The 18,384-nt window shown below is 39.7% G+C and carries 19 protein-coding genes; 12 read left to right on the forward strand and 7 right to left on the reverse strand.

Features of this window, described 5'->3' with window-relative positions:
* Window positions 1–3: 3 nt before the first annotated feature.
* The gene (locus WKU33_RS17975) at window positions 4–390 is read right to left on the reverse strand and encodes a thiol-disulfide oxidoreductase DCC family protein (RefSeq protein ID WP_336252772.1); all 387 of its coding nucleotides are present in this window, start codon (window positions 388–390) and stop codon (window positions 4–6) included.
* A gap of 333 nt (window positions 391–723) precedes the next feature.
* Here WKU33_RS17975 and gndA point away from each other — a divergent pair, with 333 nt between their 5' ends.
* The gene (gene gndA / locus WKU33_RS17980; protein ID WP_340455936.1) at window positions 724–2,130 is read left to right on the forward strand and encodes an NADP-dependent phosphogluconate dehydrogenase; all 1,407 of its coding nucleotides are present in this window, start codon (window positions 724–726) and stop codon (window positions 2,128–2,130) included.
* A 57-nt stretch (window positions 2,131–2,187) separates the two neighbouring features.
* Here the strand turns inward: gndA and WKU33_RS17985 are convergent, their stop codons facing one another.
* Complete coding sequence (locus WKU33_RS17985; protein WP_340455937.1) at window positions 2,188–3,360, reverse strand: ROK family transcriptional regulator; 1,173 nt, start codon at window positions 3,358–3,360, stop codon at window positions 2,188–2,190.
* A gap of 455 nt (window positions 3,361–3,815) precedes the next feature.
* On the opposite strand from WKU33_RS17985, the gene WKU33_RS17990 reads away from it, so the two are divergent.
* Window positions 3,816–4,490, forward strand: coding sequence for a hypothetical protein (locus tag WKU33_RS17990; protein WP_340455939.1), 675 nt, complete (start codon window positions 3,816–3,818; stop codon window positions 4,488–4,490).
* Window positions 4,487–5,770: an efflux RND transporter periplasmic adaptor subunit gene (locus tag WKU33_RS17995; RefSeq protein ID WP_340455940.1), complete on the forward strand. Its 1,284-nt coding sequence runs from the start codon at window positions 4,487–4,489 to the stop codon at window positions 5,768–5,770. The genes WKU33_RS17990 and WKU33_RS17995 overlap by 4 nt, the downstream gene beginning before the upstream one ends.
* Window positions 5,771–6,060: 290 nt before the next feature.
* Here the strand turns inward: WKU33_RS17995 and WKU33_RS18000 are convergent, their stop codons facing one another.
* A complete protein-coding gene (locus WKU33_RS18000; protein ID WP_336253574.1) occupies window positions 6,061–7,416 on the reverse strand; it encodes an IS1182 family transposase in 1,356 nt (451 codons plus the stop codon).
* 289 nt (window positions 7,417–7,705) lie between these two features.
* Here WKU33_RS18000 and WKU33_RS18005 point away from each other — a divergent pair, with 289 nt between their 5' ends.
* The gene (locus WKU33_RS18005) at window positions 7,706–8,674 is read left to right on the forward strand and encodes a trypsin-like serine peptidase (RefSeq protein WP_340455942.1); all 969 of its coding nucleotides are present in this window, start codon (window positions 7,706–7,708) and stop codon (window positions 8,672–8,674) included.
* An 18-nt stretch (window positions 8,675–8,692) separates the two neighbouring features.
* Window positions 8,693–9,214: a DUF3221 domain-containing protein gene (locus WKU33_RS18010; RefSeq protein ID WP_188858320.1), complete on the forward strand. Its 522-nt coding sequence runs from the start codon at window positions 8,693–8,695 to the stop codon at window positions 9,212–9,214.
* A 264-nt stretch (window positions 9,215–9,478) separates the two neighbouring features.
* On the opposite strand, the gene WKU33_RS18015 is transcribed toward WKU33_RS18010, so the two are convergent.
* Window positions 9,479–10,330, reverse strand: coding sequence for a YihY/virulence factor BrkB family protein (locus WKU33_RS18015; RefSeq protein WP_336253487.1), 852 nt, complete (start codon window positions 10,328–10,330; stop codon window positions 9,479–9,481).
* A gap of 191 nt (window positions 10,331–10,521) precedes the next feature.
* Here WKU33_RS18015 and WKU33_RS18020 point away from each other — a divergent pair, with 191 nt between their 5' ends.
* Genes WKU33_RS18020 through WKU33_RS18030 form a run of 3 tightly spaced genes read left to right on the forward strand, consistent with a single transcriptional unit; the run spans window position 10,522 to window position 11,667 of the window.
* Window positions 10,522–11,001, forward strand: coding sequence for a DUF948 domain-containing protein (locus WKU33_RS18020; RefSeq protein WP_340455945.1), 480 nt, complete (start codon window positions 10,522–10,524; stop codon window positions 10,999–11,001).
* Between the two features lie 2 nt (window positions 11,002–11,003).
* On the forward strand, window positions 11,004–11,462 hold the full coding sequence (locus tag WKU33_RS18025) for a DUF948 domain-containing protein (RefSeq protein WP_336253485.1): 459 nt from the start codon (window positions 11,004–11,006) through the stop codon (window positions 11,460–11,462).
* On the forward strand, window positions 11,452–11,667 hold the full coding sequence (locus WKU33_RS18030) for a hypothetical protein (RefSeq protein ID WP_340455947.1): 216 nt from the start codon (window positions 11,452–11,454) through the stop codon (window positions 11,665–11,667). Before WKU33_RS18025 ends, WKU33_RS18030 begins: the two co-directional genes overlap by 11 nt.
* A 56-nt stretch (window positions 11,668–11,723) precedes the next feature.
* On the opposite strand, the gene WKU33_RS18035 is transcribed toward WKU33_RS18030, so the two are convergent.
* Entirely contained in the window at window positions 11,724–12,167 is a 444-nt protein-coding gene (locus tag WKU33_RS18035; RefSeq protein ID WP_340455949.1) for a DUF948 domain-containing protein, read from the reverse strand.
* A 732-nt stretch (window positions 12,168–12,899) separates the two neighbouring features.
* On the opposite strand from WKU33_RS18035, the gene cwlD reads away from it, so the two are divergent.
* Together cwlD and WKU33_RS18045 are read left to right on the forward strand one after the other, a co-directional pair.
* Complete coding sequence (gene cwlD / locus WKU33_RS18040; RefSeq protein WP_336253483.1) at window positions 12,900–13,619, forward strand: N-acetylmuramoyl-L-alanine amidase CwlD; 720 nt, start codon at window positions 12,900–12,902, stop codon at window positions 13,617–13,619.
* A gap of 91 nt (window positions 13,620–13,710) precedes the next feature.
* Complete coding sequence (locus tag WKU33_RS18045) at window positions 13,711–14,766, forward strand: Mrp/NBP35 family ATP-binding protein (RefSeq protein ID WP_336253490.1); 1,056 nt, start codon at window positions 13,711–13,713, stop codon at window positions 14,764–14,766.
* A gap of 113 nt (window positions 14,767–14,879) precedes the next feature.
* On the opposite strand, the gene gerD is transcribed toward WKU33_RS18045, so the two are convergent.
* Window positions 14,880–15,533 carry a spore germination lipoprotein GerD gene (gene gerD / locus WKU33_RS18050; RefSeq protein WP_156857532.1) on the reverse strand — a complete coding sequence of 218 codons (654 nt, stop codon included), beginning with the start codon at window positions 15,531–15,533 and terminating at the stop codon, window positions 14,880–14,882.
* 270 nt (window positions 15,534–15,803) lie between these two features.
* Between gerD and WKU33_RS18055 the strand changes: the two genes are divergently transcribed.
* Entirely contained in the window at window positions 15,804–16,478 is a 675-nt protein-coding gene (locus tag WKU33_RS18055) for a KinB-signaling pathway activation protein (RefSeq protein ID WP_156857533.1), read from the forward strand.
* Window positions 16,479–17,073: 595 nt separating this feature from the next.
* On the opposite strand, the gene pdaB is transcribed toward WKU33_RS18055, so the two are convergent.
* Window positions 17,074–17,826, reverse strand: coding sequence for a polysaccharide deacetylase family sporulation protein PdaB (gene pdaB, locus WKU33_RS18060; protein ID WP_156857534.1), 753 nt, complete (start codon window positions 17,824–17,826; stop codon window positions 17,074–17,076).
* A gap of 267 nt (window positions 17,827–18,093) precedes the next feature.
* Here pdaB and WKU33_RS18065 point away from each other — a divergent pair, with 267 nt between their 5' ends.
* Complete coding sequence (locus WKU33_RS18065; protein WP_156857535.1) at window positions 18,094–18,321, forward strand: hypothetical protein; 228 nt, start codon at window positions 18,094–18,096, stop codon at window positions 18,319–18,321.
* Window positions 18,322–18,384 lie beyond the last annotated feature (63 nt).

Below are 18,384 nucleotides of genomic sequence, written 5' to 3' on the forward strand. Positions count from 1 at the left end.
ATTTTATAAAAACCTTTTTCTTACCTCAGGGGAAGGGATTGCACAGCTTTCCTTTTTCCCAAACCACTTATATCTATTTCGAGCGACTACATCATAAAATAAGTCCCGAACTGGACGTGGCATCATGATAAAGGCATACGCTAATTTACAAATACCTGATAACTCCTTGGCAATCCGTAGGGCAGCACTCGATTTAAGGTGGGCTTTCCCGTCAACAATAAGCACCATGCTGAGGTTCTCAGAAAGTTTGTATGCAGCTAAAAGTTGTTTTCCTGTTGCACTTTGGAGGGAAGCGAATGAGAAAACAGCTTTTGGATCTCTTTTAATAATAAACTGGACGCTCGCATCGCAAAAGTGGCATTCACCATCAAATAATATAATGTTATTCATACACAGTCGCTCCTGTAATTTGTTATAATCATTATATGATGAATCCGCAGTTTCTACAATGTATTCCCACGCATTATCACTTGTAAAACCTGTACTAGTCCGATATGATATAATTATGAAATACTTAATTTGTTTAGTCAGTCAATTAATTGATATGACAAGGATGGAGAGGAATCTTTATTTTTTTAATTAAGTAGTTTAGGGAAATAGATTAAGTTTTCCCTTTAGGCTCCGGATGTAATCTTGATACCAGTTATATTAATGGAAGTTATGTTTAGATAGAGCATTTATAATAATATAAAAACCACAATCTATGAGAGGAATGGGAATAATATGGCACAACAATTTGGTGTAATTGGCTTAGCTGTCATGGGTAAGAACCTGGCAATGAATATTGAGAGCAGAGGTTATTCCGTTGCAGTGTATAACCGTACATACGCACGAACAGAGGAATTCTTAGCAAACGAAGCAAAAGGCAAGAATTTTGTTGGCGCAGAAACAATTGAAGAATTTGTAAATTCCCTAGAGAAGCCACGTAAAATCATGTTGATGGTTCAAGCGGGACCAGCTACAGACGCGACAATCGAATCATTACAACCGTATTTAGAAGAAGGCGATATTCTAATCGATGGTGGAAACACACTTTACGAAGATACAATGCGTCGTAATAAAATGTTGGACGAAACAGGTATTCACTTCATTGGTACTGGTGTATCTGGTGGGGAAGAGGGCGCTTTAAAAGGTCCATCTCTCATGCCGGGCGGACAGAAGGAAGCTTACGAACTTGTTGCACCTATCTTTGAAGCAATCTCCGCAAAAGTTGAAGGCGACCCATGTGTTACGTACATTGGACCAAATGGAGCAGGTCACTTTGTGAAGATGGTTCATAACGGGATTGAATATGGCGACATGCAATTAATTGGAGAAGCATACTTCATTCTGAAACATGTTCTTGGCATGGAAGCTGACGAATTAAGTGAAGTATTCGCTGAGTGGAACAAAGGCGAACTTGACAGTTACTTAATTGAAATCACTGCAGACATATTCAAGAAGAAAGATGACGAAACAGGCAAAGCGCTAGTAGAGGTAATTATGGACAAAGCTGGTCAAAAAGGAACTGGTAAATGGACAAGTAAGAACGCCCTTGACCTTGGAGTTCCACTACCACTTATTACAGAGTCCGTCTTTGCTCGCTTCATCTCTTCCTTGAAAGATGAACGTATTGCAGCAAGCAAAGTGTTGTCTGGCCCAGCCCCATCCCAGTTTGATGGTGACCGCAAGGAATTGATTGAAAAGGTACGTAAAGCTCTATACATGAGTAAGATTGTTTCCTATGCGCAAGGTTTCGCACAAATGCGTGCAGCATCTGAAGAGAACAATTGGGACCTTCAGTATGGTGATATTGCAATGATTTGGCGCGGGGGATGTATTATCCGTGCAGACTTCTTGCAAAAGATCAAAGATGCTTATGATAACAATGCAAACTTAGCGAACTTAATGCTAGACCCATATTTCAAAGAGATTGTGGAAGGCTACCAAGATGCATTGCGTGAAGTTGTTGCACTTGCAATTAAGCATGGTATTGCAGTACCAACATTCTCAAGCGCAATTGCTTACTATGACAGCTACCGTGCGGAAGACTTACCAGCAAACTTAATCCAAGCACAACGCGACTACTTTGGTGCTCATACGTACGAGCGTAAAGATAAAGAAGGAACGTTCCATACGAACTGGTTCTAATTAAAAAAACGAGTCAATTCATTTTGAATGACTCGTTTTTATTTCAACTTTTACTTACTAAGCTATAACTTCCTCCCGGGAGAAGACCACTTCTTTGACTTCAAAAAAGTTCTGGATTGCAAGCGCACTTGCCCCTAAAACACTAGCATCTTTTCCAAGGTCAGATAAGGCGATTTGGCCATACACACTGACTGAAGACTTCAAGTTTGCGACAATCTCTTCAATCGCATTTGGATATACCTTCAATAACTCACTGTTAATAATCAATGTTTCAGGATTATAGGAATTAATCATATTGTTTAATCCAATGGATATATAACTGATAAAGTTCTTCATTACATCATAAGTTTCTGGATCTTCTGCAGCCAGTAATTGCTTAATGTCATGATAATTTAAGTTCGGGCGGTCAAGCTTTTCCATCAACTGTGAAAAGACAACCGACTCTGCTGCATAAAGTTCCCAACAGCCCGAGTTACCACAACTGCACTCTTGCCCAAACGGGGAGATAATCATATGACCAATTTCTCCAGCATAACCATCGTGTCCCTTTACAAGTTTACCATCGTTAATAATTCCTGCCCCAATCCCCGAACCCAGTACGATACCAAGCATGTTATCGCTATCAGGATATTTATAAACTCTTTCAGCAAAAATGGAAAGGTTCGCTGTATTTTCAATCGAAATATCTATATCGATTTCCCTTTCAATATCTGATTTCAAGTCCTTGTTGCTCCATTGCAATCTCGGAATGAATTGAACCCATTCATCGTTATTTACGGTACCGTGCACACCGATGATCGTTTGAACAAGTCCATAATGACTTGTAGAATACTTTTCCTTGTAATTGCGGATTTCTTCAACAAGAATATAAAGGACTTCTTCGTACACTTCTGTATGGATCGCCATTGTATTGACTTCCACTATATTTCCTTGTAAATCGGCAATTTGAAATTTAATTTCTTTAAAGTCAAGATCGATACCGAGAACATAACCAGCATTTCCATTAATGGAAAGCATAATCGGACGCCTGCCGACTGTGTTATGTTCCTGTTGTGTTTCTTGCACGAGCTTTTCGTTCAATAAATCAGCAACTTGGACGGAAATCGTTGCTTTATTTAAGCCTGTTATCTTAGCAATTTCCGCTCGTGAAATAAATTCATGTTCAATAATCTTTTGCAAAATCAGCGACCTGTTTATTTTTTTTATATAGGCGCCATCCCCAATAACCATTTCGGTTCCCCCTTCATACGTCTGGATGATACATCATGAATTGTAAATATCTTAATGTTTATTTAAGATAATGCAAGTGCTTTCATCCCTCGTAATTATTATAACAAATCCTCTAATTCTGTGGGGTAGAACACAAATAGAAATTGATAGACTTCAAACAAACGAGTAAAGATGTTTTAAAGATTAATCATGGCTTCTCTTGAGTTGTAAAGCGTTTACATGTAATGTTAAGTATATATTAATTTTGTTGGTTTGGCAAACAAATAAGGGTGTTTATTTAAAATGCAAAGAATTGGTTACTATAAAAGAAAGTTTTATTTCTGCATAAGTTCAACAAGCATTCGCCGTAAAGGCTTGGCGAAATGTCAAGTTTTTTAATGTAATACATAGAAATTATTCGGTACATAGGTTAAAATGTAAGTCACTACATATAAACTTAAAAAGGAAGTCGAATCATGCTCTATCGTGTTCAGTTGTTTAAATTTTTCACATCAATCTATGACCATATCTTTCGGATTAGACAAGCGGAAAAACTATCCAACGTTAGAAAAACTAGTACTCTATTGATTCTCGCGACGATAATTATCTATGGATGGATGGCTTATTTAGGCATCGGCAGTTCCATTTTGTCGGGAGGAGTAGCGGAACTTGGTGCAATGGAATATGAAACGAGTAAATTATGGTTTGTCATTGGACGAATGATCTATGGTGCCCTATTTGCCGCGTTCCTTCTTTTTATACCGAGTCTGATCTTCTACTTGATTACGGAAATACCGTACGGGAAACTCGTCATCATGCAGCAAGTCGTGCTTGCGGTCATGTTGATCGAAAGACTTCTATGGATTCCTCTTGCCTTATTTGCAGGACTGGATTGGTTTGTATCCCCGCAATCCTTTGGAATCATCGCTTCCTATATTACGGAAATCGATTGGTTTATTTATTTCTTTGGTGCAATTACGTTGTTTCAATTTTGGATTATTTGGTTCCAATACCGGTTTTTACATACGCTCTCTGAAATCGGAAGTCGAACGTTATGGGCATTTATCTTGTTGCTCCATGTTCTCGGTTGGGTTCTTGCGGGAACCATTGCATTCGCTGATTCTTATATGATAGGTCGGTGGTTTGAATGAGGAGAAGTCACTTTATTCAATTAGGAATACTTGTATTTATAGCTGTAAATTTACTGCTTGTCTACTTAGACGACGAAGCACGGGTCGATCGGGTCTCTTATGTGAATAAATGGTCGGAAAGCGTCACTGCGGATTTAAAGCGGGAGCTGTATAAACCAGTTGTTTTAGCGGCTGCAGATGAAGAGGAGATTTACTTTGACAGGACGGAAGGAATTTTCCAGCAGTTTCTTGTGTCAGTTGGAGAAGAGGTGACACCGGGTTCAAGCTTATTCACCTTCCGTGTGGAAAACTATTATGAAACCGAATCGGATTTACTTCAGGAGCTGGAACGTGTGCAAGGAGAAATAACCGCCACTGAACAAGCGATTTCTCAAATGAAGGCATACCAAATTCCTGCGAATGAATTTAATCCATCGAGTTCCGTTTTGATTACCGAGGAAGATATTTTCGTTGAGCTTCCAGAGTCACCGGTTGAAGCAGAATTGATGAAAGAACAATTTATCGCGGAGAAAGAACAAGAATTAGCAGCAAAAACGATTGAATTGACGACATTGGAAAATCAATTGGCAGAACTTCGGGATACAGGGGATATGATTACATACGAGAGTCCTTTCGGAGGGAAAATAAAACATATCTCAACAGATCTTAGCAATCCATTGATTGTTATTGAAAGTACAGAACTCCATGCAACAGGTGATTTGAGTGAAGCGGAACGGTTGGAAGTGGAAGAAGGCATGAATGCTGTTTTACAACTGGAGGAAACTGATGTTCTTTTAGAAGGTACGGTGGAGTTGCTTGGTGATTCCCCTGCTGAACTTAACGTGGAAAAAGAAAGTATTTACCCGTTTTCTGCGAGTTTCCAAGAAGATACTTTAGAAGAAGATATAGAGGACGAGGAAACGGAAGCAGAGGCTGAAACTGAAATAGAAGCAGAGCTATTACCAGGCTACCATGGAACGCTTGCGATTACACTTGAAGAATCGCTAGGTGCGACCACTATTTTTGAGGATGCTTTATTAAATGGGTCCGTTTGGCAAATGACCAGTGCTGGTAGGCTGGAACAGAAGGCAGTCGAGACCGGACTATATGAAGATCAAAAATTTGAAATAAACTCCGGATTAGATGTGGCTTCGACGCTAGCTGAAGCTCCAGTTCGCCAACTTAGAGAAGGAGCATCTTACATTACCCCGTTAAAATGGAAGCAAGTAACGAAAGAATCATTTCATATGAAGGGGAATAACTGGTTGCAGCCATTTGTTAGTGGTCTATTAGCAAGATAAAAGTAACCTGTACGAGTTTAGTTTTGAATCGTAAAAAATCAAAAAGTAAATGAAATAGAGGTGCAATCACGCATATGGATTGTACCTTATTTTTGTTGATATATAAATGAGATGGTAGTAGTTATTCCTCCCGTCACTGTGATCGAATTGGAAAACAGAAGGCAGGATTAAGAACCTTGGAGCGAAATAAATGTTCTTATTATTTAAAGAATTGAGTCAATTTCATAATTGCTCTTTTTAAAAATACAAAGACGTACAGAATTTCTAAATTGTATTTTTAAAAACAGAAATCATGCAGTTTGTGATGGATTTAATTGCGCATCGATACGATCCGCGGCGAGCTTTGATGCATTATAAACAAGGGTTACCATGTCAAAATGGACTTTTGCACGCTTTCCCGTACGATAACGAACATTGTTCAATTGGAACCATTCTTTAAGATAGGCGTTCACGCGTTCTACAGCGGTGCGACGTTTGTAAATATTGTCCCATGCTTTGGAACCGCGGGCTGGAGCAGTATACTTCCGAAGGTCTTTCGTTATTTTCATTTTATAAACCTTTTGACAAATGCCCTCATTCGCTAAAGGGCATTCCCTGCATTCTTTTGGGCTCGTGTATTTTAGTGTTTCATATTTGGCATCAAAGCTATCATAACGGTACGAATGCTCACGAAAACATGTTGGGGCAAAGTGTTTGTCGTAACCCAGAAGTTCCCCTTCATTTCGCTTGTTGTATGCAATCACAGATTGTTGTCCCATCCGATGGACTTGCTCGTAAATCGGTTCAAAGTCATAGCCTGCATCCATCGTATTATAACGTAAATTCAGCCCGAAAAAGCGCTCATGAATTCCCTTAAGCAACGGGATGGCAGCCTTCCCATCATTTAGATTTCCTGATGAAAAGAGTGAATCCAAAATATATTGACTGGATGTGCCAACGATTAAGTGAGCTTTGTAGCCAAACCAAAAAACATTTTTTCCTTCCGAGTTCTTCTTTACGCCCCATTTTGGGTCTATGGGAACTTCGGAACGCAACTCCGCTAAAGGAACATCTAATTGTGCTTCTATTTTCTTTTCATATAAAGGCATAGTTGCTTCTTTTTCGGCTTGGTCTTTTAGCCACTGTTCACGCTCTTCTTTTGTTTTGCGCCCACGTTTTTTCTGCTCGGACTTTGGCTTTTCTTCTTTCGGAGGCGCTTGGTCACGAGCTTCAAAATGAGTGGCATCAATGGCAACTGTATCGTCTGTGATAAAGCCTTCTTCAATAGCTTGAAGCACAACTTTTTCTTTTTGTTTCTCCAGTATGTCGCACTCCAGTAATTTCGTCACAAGCCGAGAGTATGAGGCTTCTGACGGAACGGCATCCGATACGAGGAATCCACAATTTAGTTTAAAAGCAATATCCTCATGGAGACGTTTGATCAGATCTTTAATAGTTGGGATTCGTTCTACATATCTCACAAAACAGGAAATAATCATGGCCGCATAATTTAGTTCTTCAGGTGCACCAAAACGTGACTTTTTAGTTACTGCATGATAGATGGCATCCACATCTATCGTAGAAATAATCGCTTCGTACTTTTGGGTAGGTTCCATGTTGTATAATTCTTGGATGCCAAATAGGCTTGGTTGTCGTATAATGGTCATAAGAAGCACTCCTCCAGTCTTTTTATGGTTTTGTGGATATTACCATTATACAAGATTTGGGGAGGTGCTTCTTTTTTCATCTCTCAAAACCGATGGGAGACAAGGACTGTGAATTATGAAATTCATTCAATTGGTATTCAATTGGAACGGAGAAAATAATTGATATAGAGTTAGAACCCTATCACTAGATTTATTGTGGAATTAAGCCATTTCATAAAATTTGATATGTTGATTTTTTCTGACAATTATATTAATATTAAAGACAAATAAATAACGAGGGGGAATTTTGATGATGAAGAAATTATTATCAGTACTTATGATACTCATTGTAGCAATTCTAAGTAAACCATTTTATGCGAGCGCAGAATCACTCACCGTTAATATAGTACCTGTCGAAAAAGGTGTTAATACTCAACAGCAGGAAAAAGTAATTAAAAGTATAGATGTTGATACTGGTTTTTTAAACAATATAATAGAGCTAGACGAAAATGGGATATTAAGACAATGGAATAACTTAAATTCTGATCATAAAATTAATGAGGTAATATTTGTAGATGATTTTAAATGGGCATCTAATATAATCTCACCAAATAAAGTAATAGGTTCAGATGGTAGAAAATTAGTACAAAATATTGGTATAACTCCATATAAACAAACAGTTTACATCAATCAATATTATTTAAGTTTAGACTCAAAGCTTTACGTATATAGATGTTCAGGGGCTGTAGTTCCCAAAAATCTAGGAGGTAGTAGGATTTTAACAGCTGCACATTGCCTATATAAATTAGATGACGAAAAATTGATTGAGGGTCATCCGGTGGGAGTATCAGTATTTACGGGCTATAACAATGGAAATTATGATGAAGTATCAAGTGCCACATCAATAAAGTTACCGGCGGAATATATAAATACATTAGCAAATCAATATGATTTCGGAGTTATTGATCTCGCTGACGATCTGTCGTCAAGAGTTGGTGTGTTAGATTTAGAAGTTGCAACCAATAGGAACGTGAAGATTGGTGGATACCCTGCAGATTTAGGACAAAGACAATACATTATGAGTGGTCCTGCTACCTTAGAAAGTAATGGTAGACTGCATTATACGATTGATACTTTTGGGGGTCAAAGCGGGGCACCTATTTTAGATAATGTTAATAATCGGATTATTGGTGTTCATTCAGCCGGTTACAGGGATTTGGATTTAAACTTGGGGGCTGCATTAGATTCAATAAAAATTTTATTTATAAAAAGTCCATAAAGTAAAGAAGGTAATCGGATGCGCAAAATTATATATTCACTCATTGCAATCTCCCTGCTGTGCATAATCGTATTTATCAATTATGAATTCAAACCATTGGAAAACAAAGATCCTAAATCTACAGTAAATTCTGATAACGGAATGGTGAATCAAGAACCAGAGAGTCCAAGTATAACAACAGTAACAGGTTATTTCTTTTTTGATTATGTCGATATACGTGAAAGATTAGTGGGAGATGAGGAAGAAGAATATTATTATTATATGGACAGGTATTTCCAAACATACTCTTTTGAATTAATCACTCCTACAGAAGATACGGACGAAAAGACTGACACAGGGGATGACTATGAAGATTACTTTAAAGAGAGAGGGATGGATATCCTTTCTCTTCCGAATAAACTCACAAATAAAGATGGGCTTTTTTTCAAGAACGGCGACTATATCTCAGTCGAAATAGAAGGACCTATAATGGAATCTTTTCCAGCACAGGCGAAAATAACAAAAGTAGAAAGAATAGCCCCACGTACGGTTTATAGGTAGCATGAAACATTGCTATTTTAGCGCGATAAGAAGAAATAGTTAGTAAAAGTCCTAGCTAGTTTGAATGTGGTGCGCAATCCCCTGGTATACGTTCGAATTCGAACGACAACTGAGAATTGCGCACTATTCCTGACCGAACCCACACCACAACTGGAATTTAAGCATCAGCCCTAAAACAAATTCATTACAACTGTAAAATTCGCACCAGCCAAGAATACCATTTGTTTTATTCAACCTATATAGATTGATTTTCATCTATATCGCCTAAATATTCGCTGCCTTATGAAGTTCTGTAGCGTTGTGGGTTTTATAGCGATGATAAATAACAGTGATACTTGCTCCAAGCATCAGGATAAGCCCTGTCAGGAAGAACCATGTCATGAGAATGATCACCCCACCAAGTGTCCCGTATGTTGCCGAATAGTTACCAAAATTACTTACATAAATTGAAAATCCGAATGAAATAATCTGCCAAAGCAGACTAGCAACTAAAGCTCCAGGGATAATATGCTTAAAGGAAATCTTCTTATTCGGTGCAAAGCGGTACAACAACATGATAAATGTCGTAAGAACAATGATACTAATCAGCCAGCGCAAGATATGCAGCAAAACCCCCATTCCTGTGGTCAATCCGATAACCGATCCAACTAATCGTAAAATAACGTCTCCGAGAACCGGTAAAAGAATCGCGACAATGACAGAAATAATCAGTCCGATTGTGAGACCAAGTGAAATTAAGTGAACAGTAATAAACGAGCGGGTTTCCTCCACATCAAATGCTTCATTCGATGATTTAATGAATGCATTAATCCCGCCTGATGCCGACCATAATGCACCGATGATCCCGACGGTTAGTAATCCGCCTCTTGGGGTTTCGACTAGGCTGACAATATTTTCTTCAAATAAAGAGGCGATTTCTCCAGGTAAGACGGTAGAGAAGAAACCGAGCGCGTCGTCTGCTGAAATATTGAAATAAGGGATAATTGCAAAGCCGACGATCAATAATGGAAAAATCGCCAACAGGAAATAATAAGCCAAGGCGGCAGCTAGGAATGTAATATTATCTTCTTTAAGCTTCTGCAATAATTCTTTTCCAAATCCTTTTATTTTACCCATTATCCATTAACCTCCAGTAAACTTCCTACTATAGACTCTATACCCCGCCTGTTTTGAAAATAATCTTTTTGAAAAAGAGAGGCAGGGAAGAATTGTGAAACGTTAAAAGTTTTAATTACACCATCTAGTGGTATAATATCACTATAATAGATGCCTGTATATGTGGATGCTAAAGGAGGGGGACAGTACATATGGGACTTATTTATCTTAGTATTTTACTTGTAGCCATCGCCTTTCTGATCACGGTCGTTTATATTTGTTTCGTCCTGAAGCGTGTGACGAACACAATACAAACGTTACGTGGAACAATAGGTAGGGCCGAAGAGCGGGTCGAGAAGATGACGCCAGTTCTTTCGCAGACGATAAAAGAGACGGATGAGTTAATGGCTGATGTAACGGAAAAGGTCCAAGCAACGGACAGTATGTTTGACTCGGTCCAATTATTCGGTGAGTCTGTTCAATCTGCCAATACTGCGCTACAAAATGGGTTAGGAAATTTAACGGACGAGGAAATGGATCGTAAAGTAAAGCCGTTTATCGAAGGAATAAAATGGAGTGAAGTTGCAGTGCAATTGTATGGCACGTGGAAAGGCAAGCAGCTGAAGCAAAAGAATGAACTTATGATTCAAGAAGAGCATGATATAGTAGAAGTAACAGGGAGAGAGGGATAGACATGACATTAGTTGGTGTAGGAGTATTATTAATTGGTGTTGCATTTCTTGTGTTAGCCGTGTTCGTAGCTCATGTGTTGAATAATTTGGCTGGTGTCTTGGACGGAGTGGATAAAACTGTTCAGCAGCTGCCTGGACAGCTCGATGATATGTTGAATGAAACATCTAATATTATTCGGGAAAGTAATCAGACTTTAGCTGACGTAAATGTGAAAATGGAGCAATTGAGCCCATTATTCTATATTGTGGGTGATGTAGGGAATGCAACAAGAAAGTTTACATCATCTTTAGTGGACGTAACCGACTCGATGAAAGAGAAGAGTGAGGCAGGTAAAGGTATTGCCGATACGAATAAATTAGGTGGTATATACGGTTCTTTCGCATTAGGATATTACTGGCTGAAGCGACGCCAACAATTAAAGAATGACGATGCTGAAGGGGAATTTACTGGTGGTAACTAAAAATCTAATCTGTTCGATTGCTAGTGGCATTGTGAGCGGTGCAGTGCTTGCTGTTGTGGCAAATTACCGGGATGAGCATGCGGACGCTCCCTCATTACTTGAAAAAGCGCAAGCGTGGGAAAGAAAGCTCTACCAGGATGGTGCAGAGCGCGCGGACCTGATTGAGAAGATTAAACAAGATGCGCGCTTAGCCGCAAAGAAATAATAAAAATGCATGGTACCTGTTTTTCAGCGGATACCATGCATTTTTTTAATTAATGATTATTCGTTGTCGATTACATTTCTCTCTTTACTGAGTTCTCTAGCCTTCAGGATAACCATCATCCCTAGGGTGGCCGCACCATACAAAGCTTCCAAATTTTTCCTTGTGGCGAACGTGCCAGTTTCTTTCCTTTCGAAGTCTTCCACAGCATTCACCATATTAGAGGAGAGTTCATGTGTTGCTCTACCTACATCTCCAACAAGGTAAAAGATAGGAGTCAGTTCCTTTAATTGTCCATTTATTTGCTGAAGCGTGTCTACACCAGTATGGAGGGCCGCATTTGCTTGGTTGCTAATATCTTTTACCGTCTTAGGAAGATCCTTCGTTGTGTCTTTTACGTCAGCTAAAATAGCAGCTATCTTATGAAGCGGTTTAATTAATATGCCAGTTAATGCTAATAGGGCAATTCCGATGATGATTAATCCGATCCCAATCCAAATCATCGTAAAAACTCCTCTCCGTCATTATATATTTATCATACCACGTTATCCTTATTATAAAACGAAACTTTCTTCCGTGGAAGTTTTTGCTCCTTCACCCTAGCTTACCACATATCCTTAGTCATAATCCCTTCCAGTCACCCATAAAATTTTAATAACATACTCAACTTGCGCAGTCTATGTGGAAAAAATGTGGATTGCTTTCATTCGGCGTAAGCGTTTTACACGTTCTCCAGAATGGCTCTCTAATCACCGTTTAGTTTCCCGATGATCGGATGCGCATCCTAAGGTACAGCTGAAGCCTCCTTGGGCTACCGCCCTGCTTAGGTCTAGACTCGTGCTATTCCCACAGGAGTCACCGTCCACCGGGAAACTGAACTGGTAAAGATGATTATGATGAATGGAGATTATTTTAGCACGATGAAGATTGTACTTCTGAAATGTTAAATAGTGCTCCGAATTAAGATTTTCCTCGGAGCAGTCCAGACACCTCGAGACTCCTGCGGGAGGCCGGCTAAGTACGGTCACGTCCTGTGACCAATGCCGGCATTAGAACTTCCTGTTCGTCGATAGGCTTGGTGAGACCCCGCAGTGGGCTTGCCTACGAGGAGGCTCACCAGCCGCCCGCGGAAAGCGAGAGGTGTCTGGACTGCGAACCTCCAGGTAAAAGTTGCGCTTACGCTGAATGAAAGTAATTAGCAGGTAGTTGAGTAATATAGTAAAGGTGGCGACGGGATGGAGCGTCTTTTTAAACTTGGGACATGGCTCTTTGGTTTGTTTATCTTAGTGTATTTGATTCAAATGCCGATTGAGGAGACGGATACGACTTGGGCGTCTTGGTCACTCCCATTATCAGGAAAAGTGATTGTTCTTGATCCGGGACATGGCGGGCCCGACGGAGGGGCGGTTGGCAAGGATGATACAGTAGAAAAAGATATTGCGCTGATGGTTACGAAACAACTGCAGCGCTATTTACAACAGGCAGGTGCGCTGGTTTATTTAACCCGAGAAGCGGACGAGGATCTTGCTCATGAAGATACGAAAGGACTCTCCCGTAGAAAATCGGAGGACATAAGAAATCGGCTTCAATTTATTGAGGGTAAGCAGCCTGATTTATTTTTGACCATCCATTTGAATGCTCTACCTTCAGAGAGATGGCGGGGAGCCCAGACATTTTATTATCCATCTTTTGAGGAAAATGCACATCTTGCTCGTATGATCCAAGCGGAAATTAGGGGTAATCTAGAGAATACAGACCGGGAGGCGCTAGAGATTGATGGAATTTATCTGTTGAAACATGCAGAGGCACCAGGTGCTCTTGTTGAAATTGGTTTTTTATCAAATGTTGAAGAGCGGGAGTTATTGAAGCAGAAGGACTATCAGGAACAGATGGCAGCAAGTATTTACCGGGGGTTACTACGCTATATTACAGAGCCAGCTGAAGCGGAAGAGTGAAACCGTCATCACAATGCATTTTACTTAGGTTTTCAGTTGTTTATGTTATACTTGAGGATGTACATAAATGCAGATAAGGATGGTGACAACATTGCTAACAAAAGAACAGGTGATGGAACTCTTAGGTCCGGTAAGGGATCCATTTATACATACAACATTAGCAGAAACAGACGGGATTAAGAACGTTACCATTAGGGAGGAAAAAAAGCACGTCAGTGTGAAGATCGGAATTTCCAAACTGAATACCGGCGAACAGATGCAGATGCAACAAGAAATTGTTGGGATTCTAAAGAAAAATGGTGCGACAACCGTAGGACTACGTTTCGAACAATTGCCAGATGAAATCATACGAGAATATCAACCAGCTGTCGATCAGGCGAAAGAAGCTTCCTTAATGGGTGGTGTGAATCCGCACTTTATTGCAGTGGCATCTGGTAAAGGTGGTGTCGGTAAATCGACAGTAACCGTTAATCTTGCAACAGCGCTTGCACGGCTCGGAAAGAAGGTTGGGGTTATTGATGCCGATATCTACGGGTTCAGTGTTCCAGATATGATGGGGATTGAAGAACGTCCAATCGTCCGCGGGAAAAAGATTATCCCAGTGGAACGCTTCGGTGTGAAAGTCATTTCTATGGGCTTCTTTGTTGAAGATAACTCGCCGATCATATGGCGCGGTCCAATGCTTGGTAAGATGCTGAATAGCTTCTTTTCTGAAGTGGAGTGGGGTGACTTGGATTATCTATTGCTCGATCTCCCACCAGGGACAGGAGATATTGCAATGGACGTTCATGAGCTTCTTCCAACTTGTAAGGAAGTAATCGTTACAACACCGCATCCGACGGCCGCATTTGTTGCCGCCCGCGCTGGTCAGATGGCAATGAAGACGAACCATGAGATTCTCGGAGTTATCGAGAATATGTCTTACTTTGAAAGTAAAGTGACGGGGGAAAAAGAACATGTCTTTGGTAAAGGCGGCGGGAAAAAGCTCGCTGAGGTATTGAAGACGAAAGTACTTGGCCAACTACCGCTCCAGCAACCATATATGGATGATGAAGTATTCGCGCCATCCGTTTATCAAGAAGACCATCCAACTGGACAGGAATTCCGCCGAATCGCTGCGAAAATTGTTGCCCAAGTGGAAGAATGAAAATAAAAAAGAGCCTGAGGGCTCTTTTTTATTTTAACCGCCTTTAACCGCCTTTAACCGCCTTTAACCGCCTTTAACCGCCTTTAACCGCCTTTAACCGCCTTTAACCGCCTTTAACCGCCTCCACCACCAGCGCCAGCTCCTTGTTCATTTTGTGTTTCGGCACCTTGTTGCTCATCACCACCACCCTGTTGCCGCTGGTTGTTCTCCTGACCTCCACCATTTTGTTTTGCTTGTTCTTCAGCGGCTTTTAGAAGAATTTCTTGGATTCTTGCTTGGAATAGCGGGGTTTCCAATGTTTGCTGGATTGTTTCTTCCAAATGAGCGCGAAATTGCTGACTTTTTAAGGTTGCCAAGATCAATGCTGTTACCTCCGGATTCTGCAGTAATTCGAGCACCTGCTTTTGATATTCTGCATCATGCATTAAATTCTTCATCCATTTTGTTTGCTCTTTTTGAATAGCTTCTGTATATCCTTTGACAAAACTTGGATCCTTGAAGAGTGATTGCCACATTTCCTTTCCCTTGTCACTCACTAATACTTCATTTATCGCAGATTTCACTTCATCGGATTGGATTGTAAGTTCTTGCTTCACTTTCTCATCTTGGAATAATTCGGTTAATGCTTTTTTACCATCTTCAGTCTGCAAGATATCGACAACCATCTTTTTTGTCTGCTCATAATCTGCTTGATCCTTTGCCGCCTGATTCCCGCCACAAGCTGTTAGGGGAATAATGAAGAGAATGAGGAAGAAAAGCTTTTTCATGATGAACCACCTTTCATTTTATGTCCAGCTCCCGTGCCGGCGACTAGCGGATTTCCAGCACCTCTGTGTAAAAGGAAATCCGATAAACGCTCACGTATGTGGCAATATTGAACTACCCTTCGTCCTAGAAGGCACAATGTGTACGTCGCTACCCGGGCGCTTTGCTAATATGATTGACAAATTTACCAACTATACAGTTAAAATGAGGAAAAAAGCTGCTGTTCGTGTTAAAATACAAACATACGCATGGAAAGTGTAGGAGGATTTACATTGAATATTCGTAAATTGATTAAGTTTTTATTCAATACGTTAGTCATCGGTGGAGCTACTGGTATTATTATAAGTTTTTTTGTTAAGTGGGATACATATGCTGCCTATCTTAATCCAATCAATTGGATGGAATTATTAGGATTACTGACATTTTTTGTTGGTTTAGGCTTTACTTTCGCTGTTGTCAGTATGACTGGATATTTTGCTTACTTATATATTCACCGGTTCGGAATTAGTTTATTTCGTTCTTTTTGGCCAGCAGTGCAGATTGTGTTAATCGTATTTGTATTATTTGATTTAATTTATTTCCCATACAGAGGGTCTGATGGGGAAATAGGAATATATTGGTTGATTTTTGGCACCTTACTCTTCTACCTTTATTCTTGGTTTGTCGCCAAGCTAAAACAGAAAGAAACAAATAAATCTGCTTTTATTCCGACATTGTTTTTCATGATTGTCATTACAACGTTAGAATGGACGCCGGCTCTTATGGCGGAAGGTCCGGATTACGTCTGGTTAATGTTTGCCCCGTTACTTGCATGTAATACGTACCAAATCATTGGCCTACACCGAATCGCAAACCGTGTAGACGGCAAGTCTAAGAAAGACCCAGCTAGAAAAGAAACAACAACACCGAAAAAGAATGTCAAACAAACCGCAACAACAAAAGCGTAAAAAAGCTGAGTCTAAGGATAGGCTCAGCTTTTTAATAAATGATATAACCTGAATTATTCAAATGTATAAGCCTTTTGCTAGGGAGAGAAAGATCAACAGTTAAAGAAGGGCATCAATATAAGGGAAAAACGACTAAATTTAGAAGTAAGAAGTCTTCGGAAAGGTTATATGTATTTGGCCGAGCTCAAAGTCTTAACGGGAAAATATCGATCATCAAGTGCATTACCGCTCAGACTCCCTTTGAGTGATCAATTAGGAAATGTGTATAAGCTTGGCCATGGATTAACTTACTAAAAATGAAGCAAAAAGCGCCGGACCAAATTTTGAGGTTGGCTCTTTTCTATTAAGAAAAAATACCCTGTAGAAACTGTAGGTCTCCTTTTATCACGCATTAACGGTCTATAATACCCCACCCCTAAACAGGAGGAAGCCCAAGATGTGAAGTGAAGGTGGGGGATATACAGTCTGTAAATCCCTGATTCCGTTCCACTAAGATTCAGTGGGGGAGGTAGGAAACGGTAGGAAACCCCCCGCTGAATGAAGTTTCACTTTATGGTGGTGAGAACAGAGGGATGGTTATCCCAATCTGAAAAAATTACTCAATCAACTCAATATCGGCATGGGCTTGACTGATTAACTCGCTAATTGGTACAAAATTTAATCCTTTACTTTTCAAACCAGGTAGAATTGTTTCTAGAGCGGAGGCCGTCTGTTTGACCCTATCGGATGCGTGAAGCAGAATGATATCTCCATTCGTTGTATCATTCATAACAACATCTACAATGTTTTCTGTACCTGGGTTCTTCCAATCATTTGGATTGATATTCCAGTGCACCACTTCAAATCCCATTGATTCAGCAAGATCCAGAATCTCTTCATTAAACCGTCCGCTAGGAGTCCGAAGTAAGTTGATATCTTCAAATCCAAGCTTTTCAAATGCTTCTTGAGCAAGGAATAAGTCTCTCCTCACTTCTTCCAAATCCTGTTCTACATAGCTTTTATATCTATACCCGAGTATTCCAATTTCATGTCCATCCTCTGTGATTTTTTCAACAATGGCCGGATGACGCTCTGCCCACTCTCCACTTAGGAAAAAGGTTGCTTGTACTTCTTCCTGTTTCAATGTATCGAGGATATCATGAACTTTCTCCTCTCCCCAACTGATGTTAAAGGTAAGTGCAATATTCGGTTCTTCCACGCTCCCCTTTGTTAGTGCAACTTCATCACTTGCGTTACTGCCAAGTATGTTGGATTGAAATATGAAAAAACCAGCGGCTAATAGCAATACAAGACTAAGCGTGAAATATCTTCTTCTCTTTTTAAAGCTGAATACATAGAAATGATCCATTTTCGTTCCTCCTTGGATAACTTGTCCTTACTTCATCTATATGATGGGAAACTAAAAAAATGAAAAACATCATGTAATGAGCTGGGTTTAGAAGAAAGTTTAAAAAGATGTTGTATGAAGAGAAAATTCGGGAATAGTAAATTAACATGAAAACAGAAAATCTATAAATAACCGACGAAATTCTGCTTAACCCGCATATATGCGTATAATTATATTAGGTAAAGGAAGAAATGGTGAAAAAAGTTAATATGTTTGGAGTGAACAGGAATGCTGGGATTATTAATAAATGAAATGGAACAAAAGGAAATGGAGTATTTAATCAAACGGGAGTTAGAAGAACTATTAATGGATTTGGAAGACAATCGTATCGACGCATTACTGAAGAAGTCGATGAGAGAAAGGTATGAAAAACTCTTTCAACTTCTGTTGCGTGTGGCTAGCAAAGAAGATTGCCTGCCATATATACCGGCTAGAAGTCAGTATAAGAAAAGCTGAAAAAGATGATTTATTAGTTTGGCCTAAATTGCAATATTAAATGCAACACTTTATGTGAAACCA

Origin of the sequence: Oceanobacillus sp. HCA-5259, from assembly GCF_037892815.1 — a bacterium.
GTDB classification, from domain to species: Bacteria; Bacillota; Bacilli; order Bacillales; family Amphibacillaceae; genus Oceanobacillus; species Oceanobacillus indicireducens.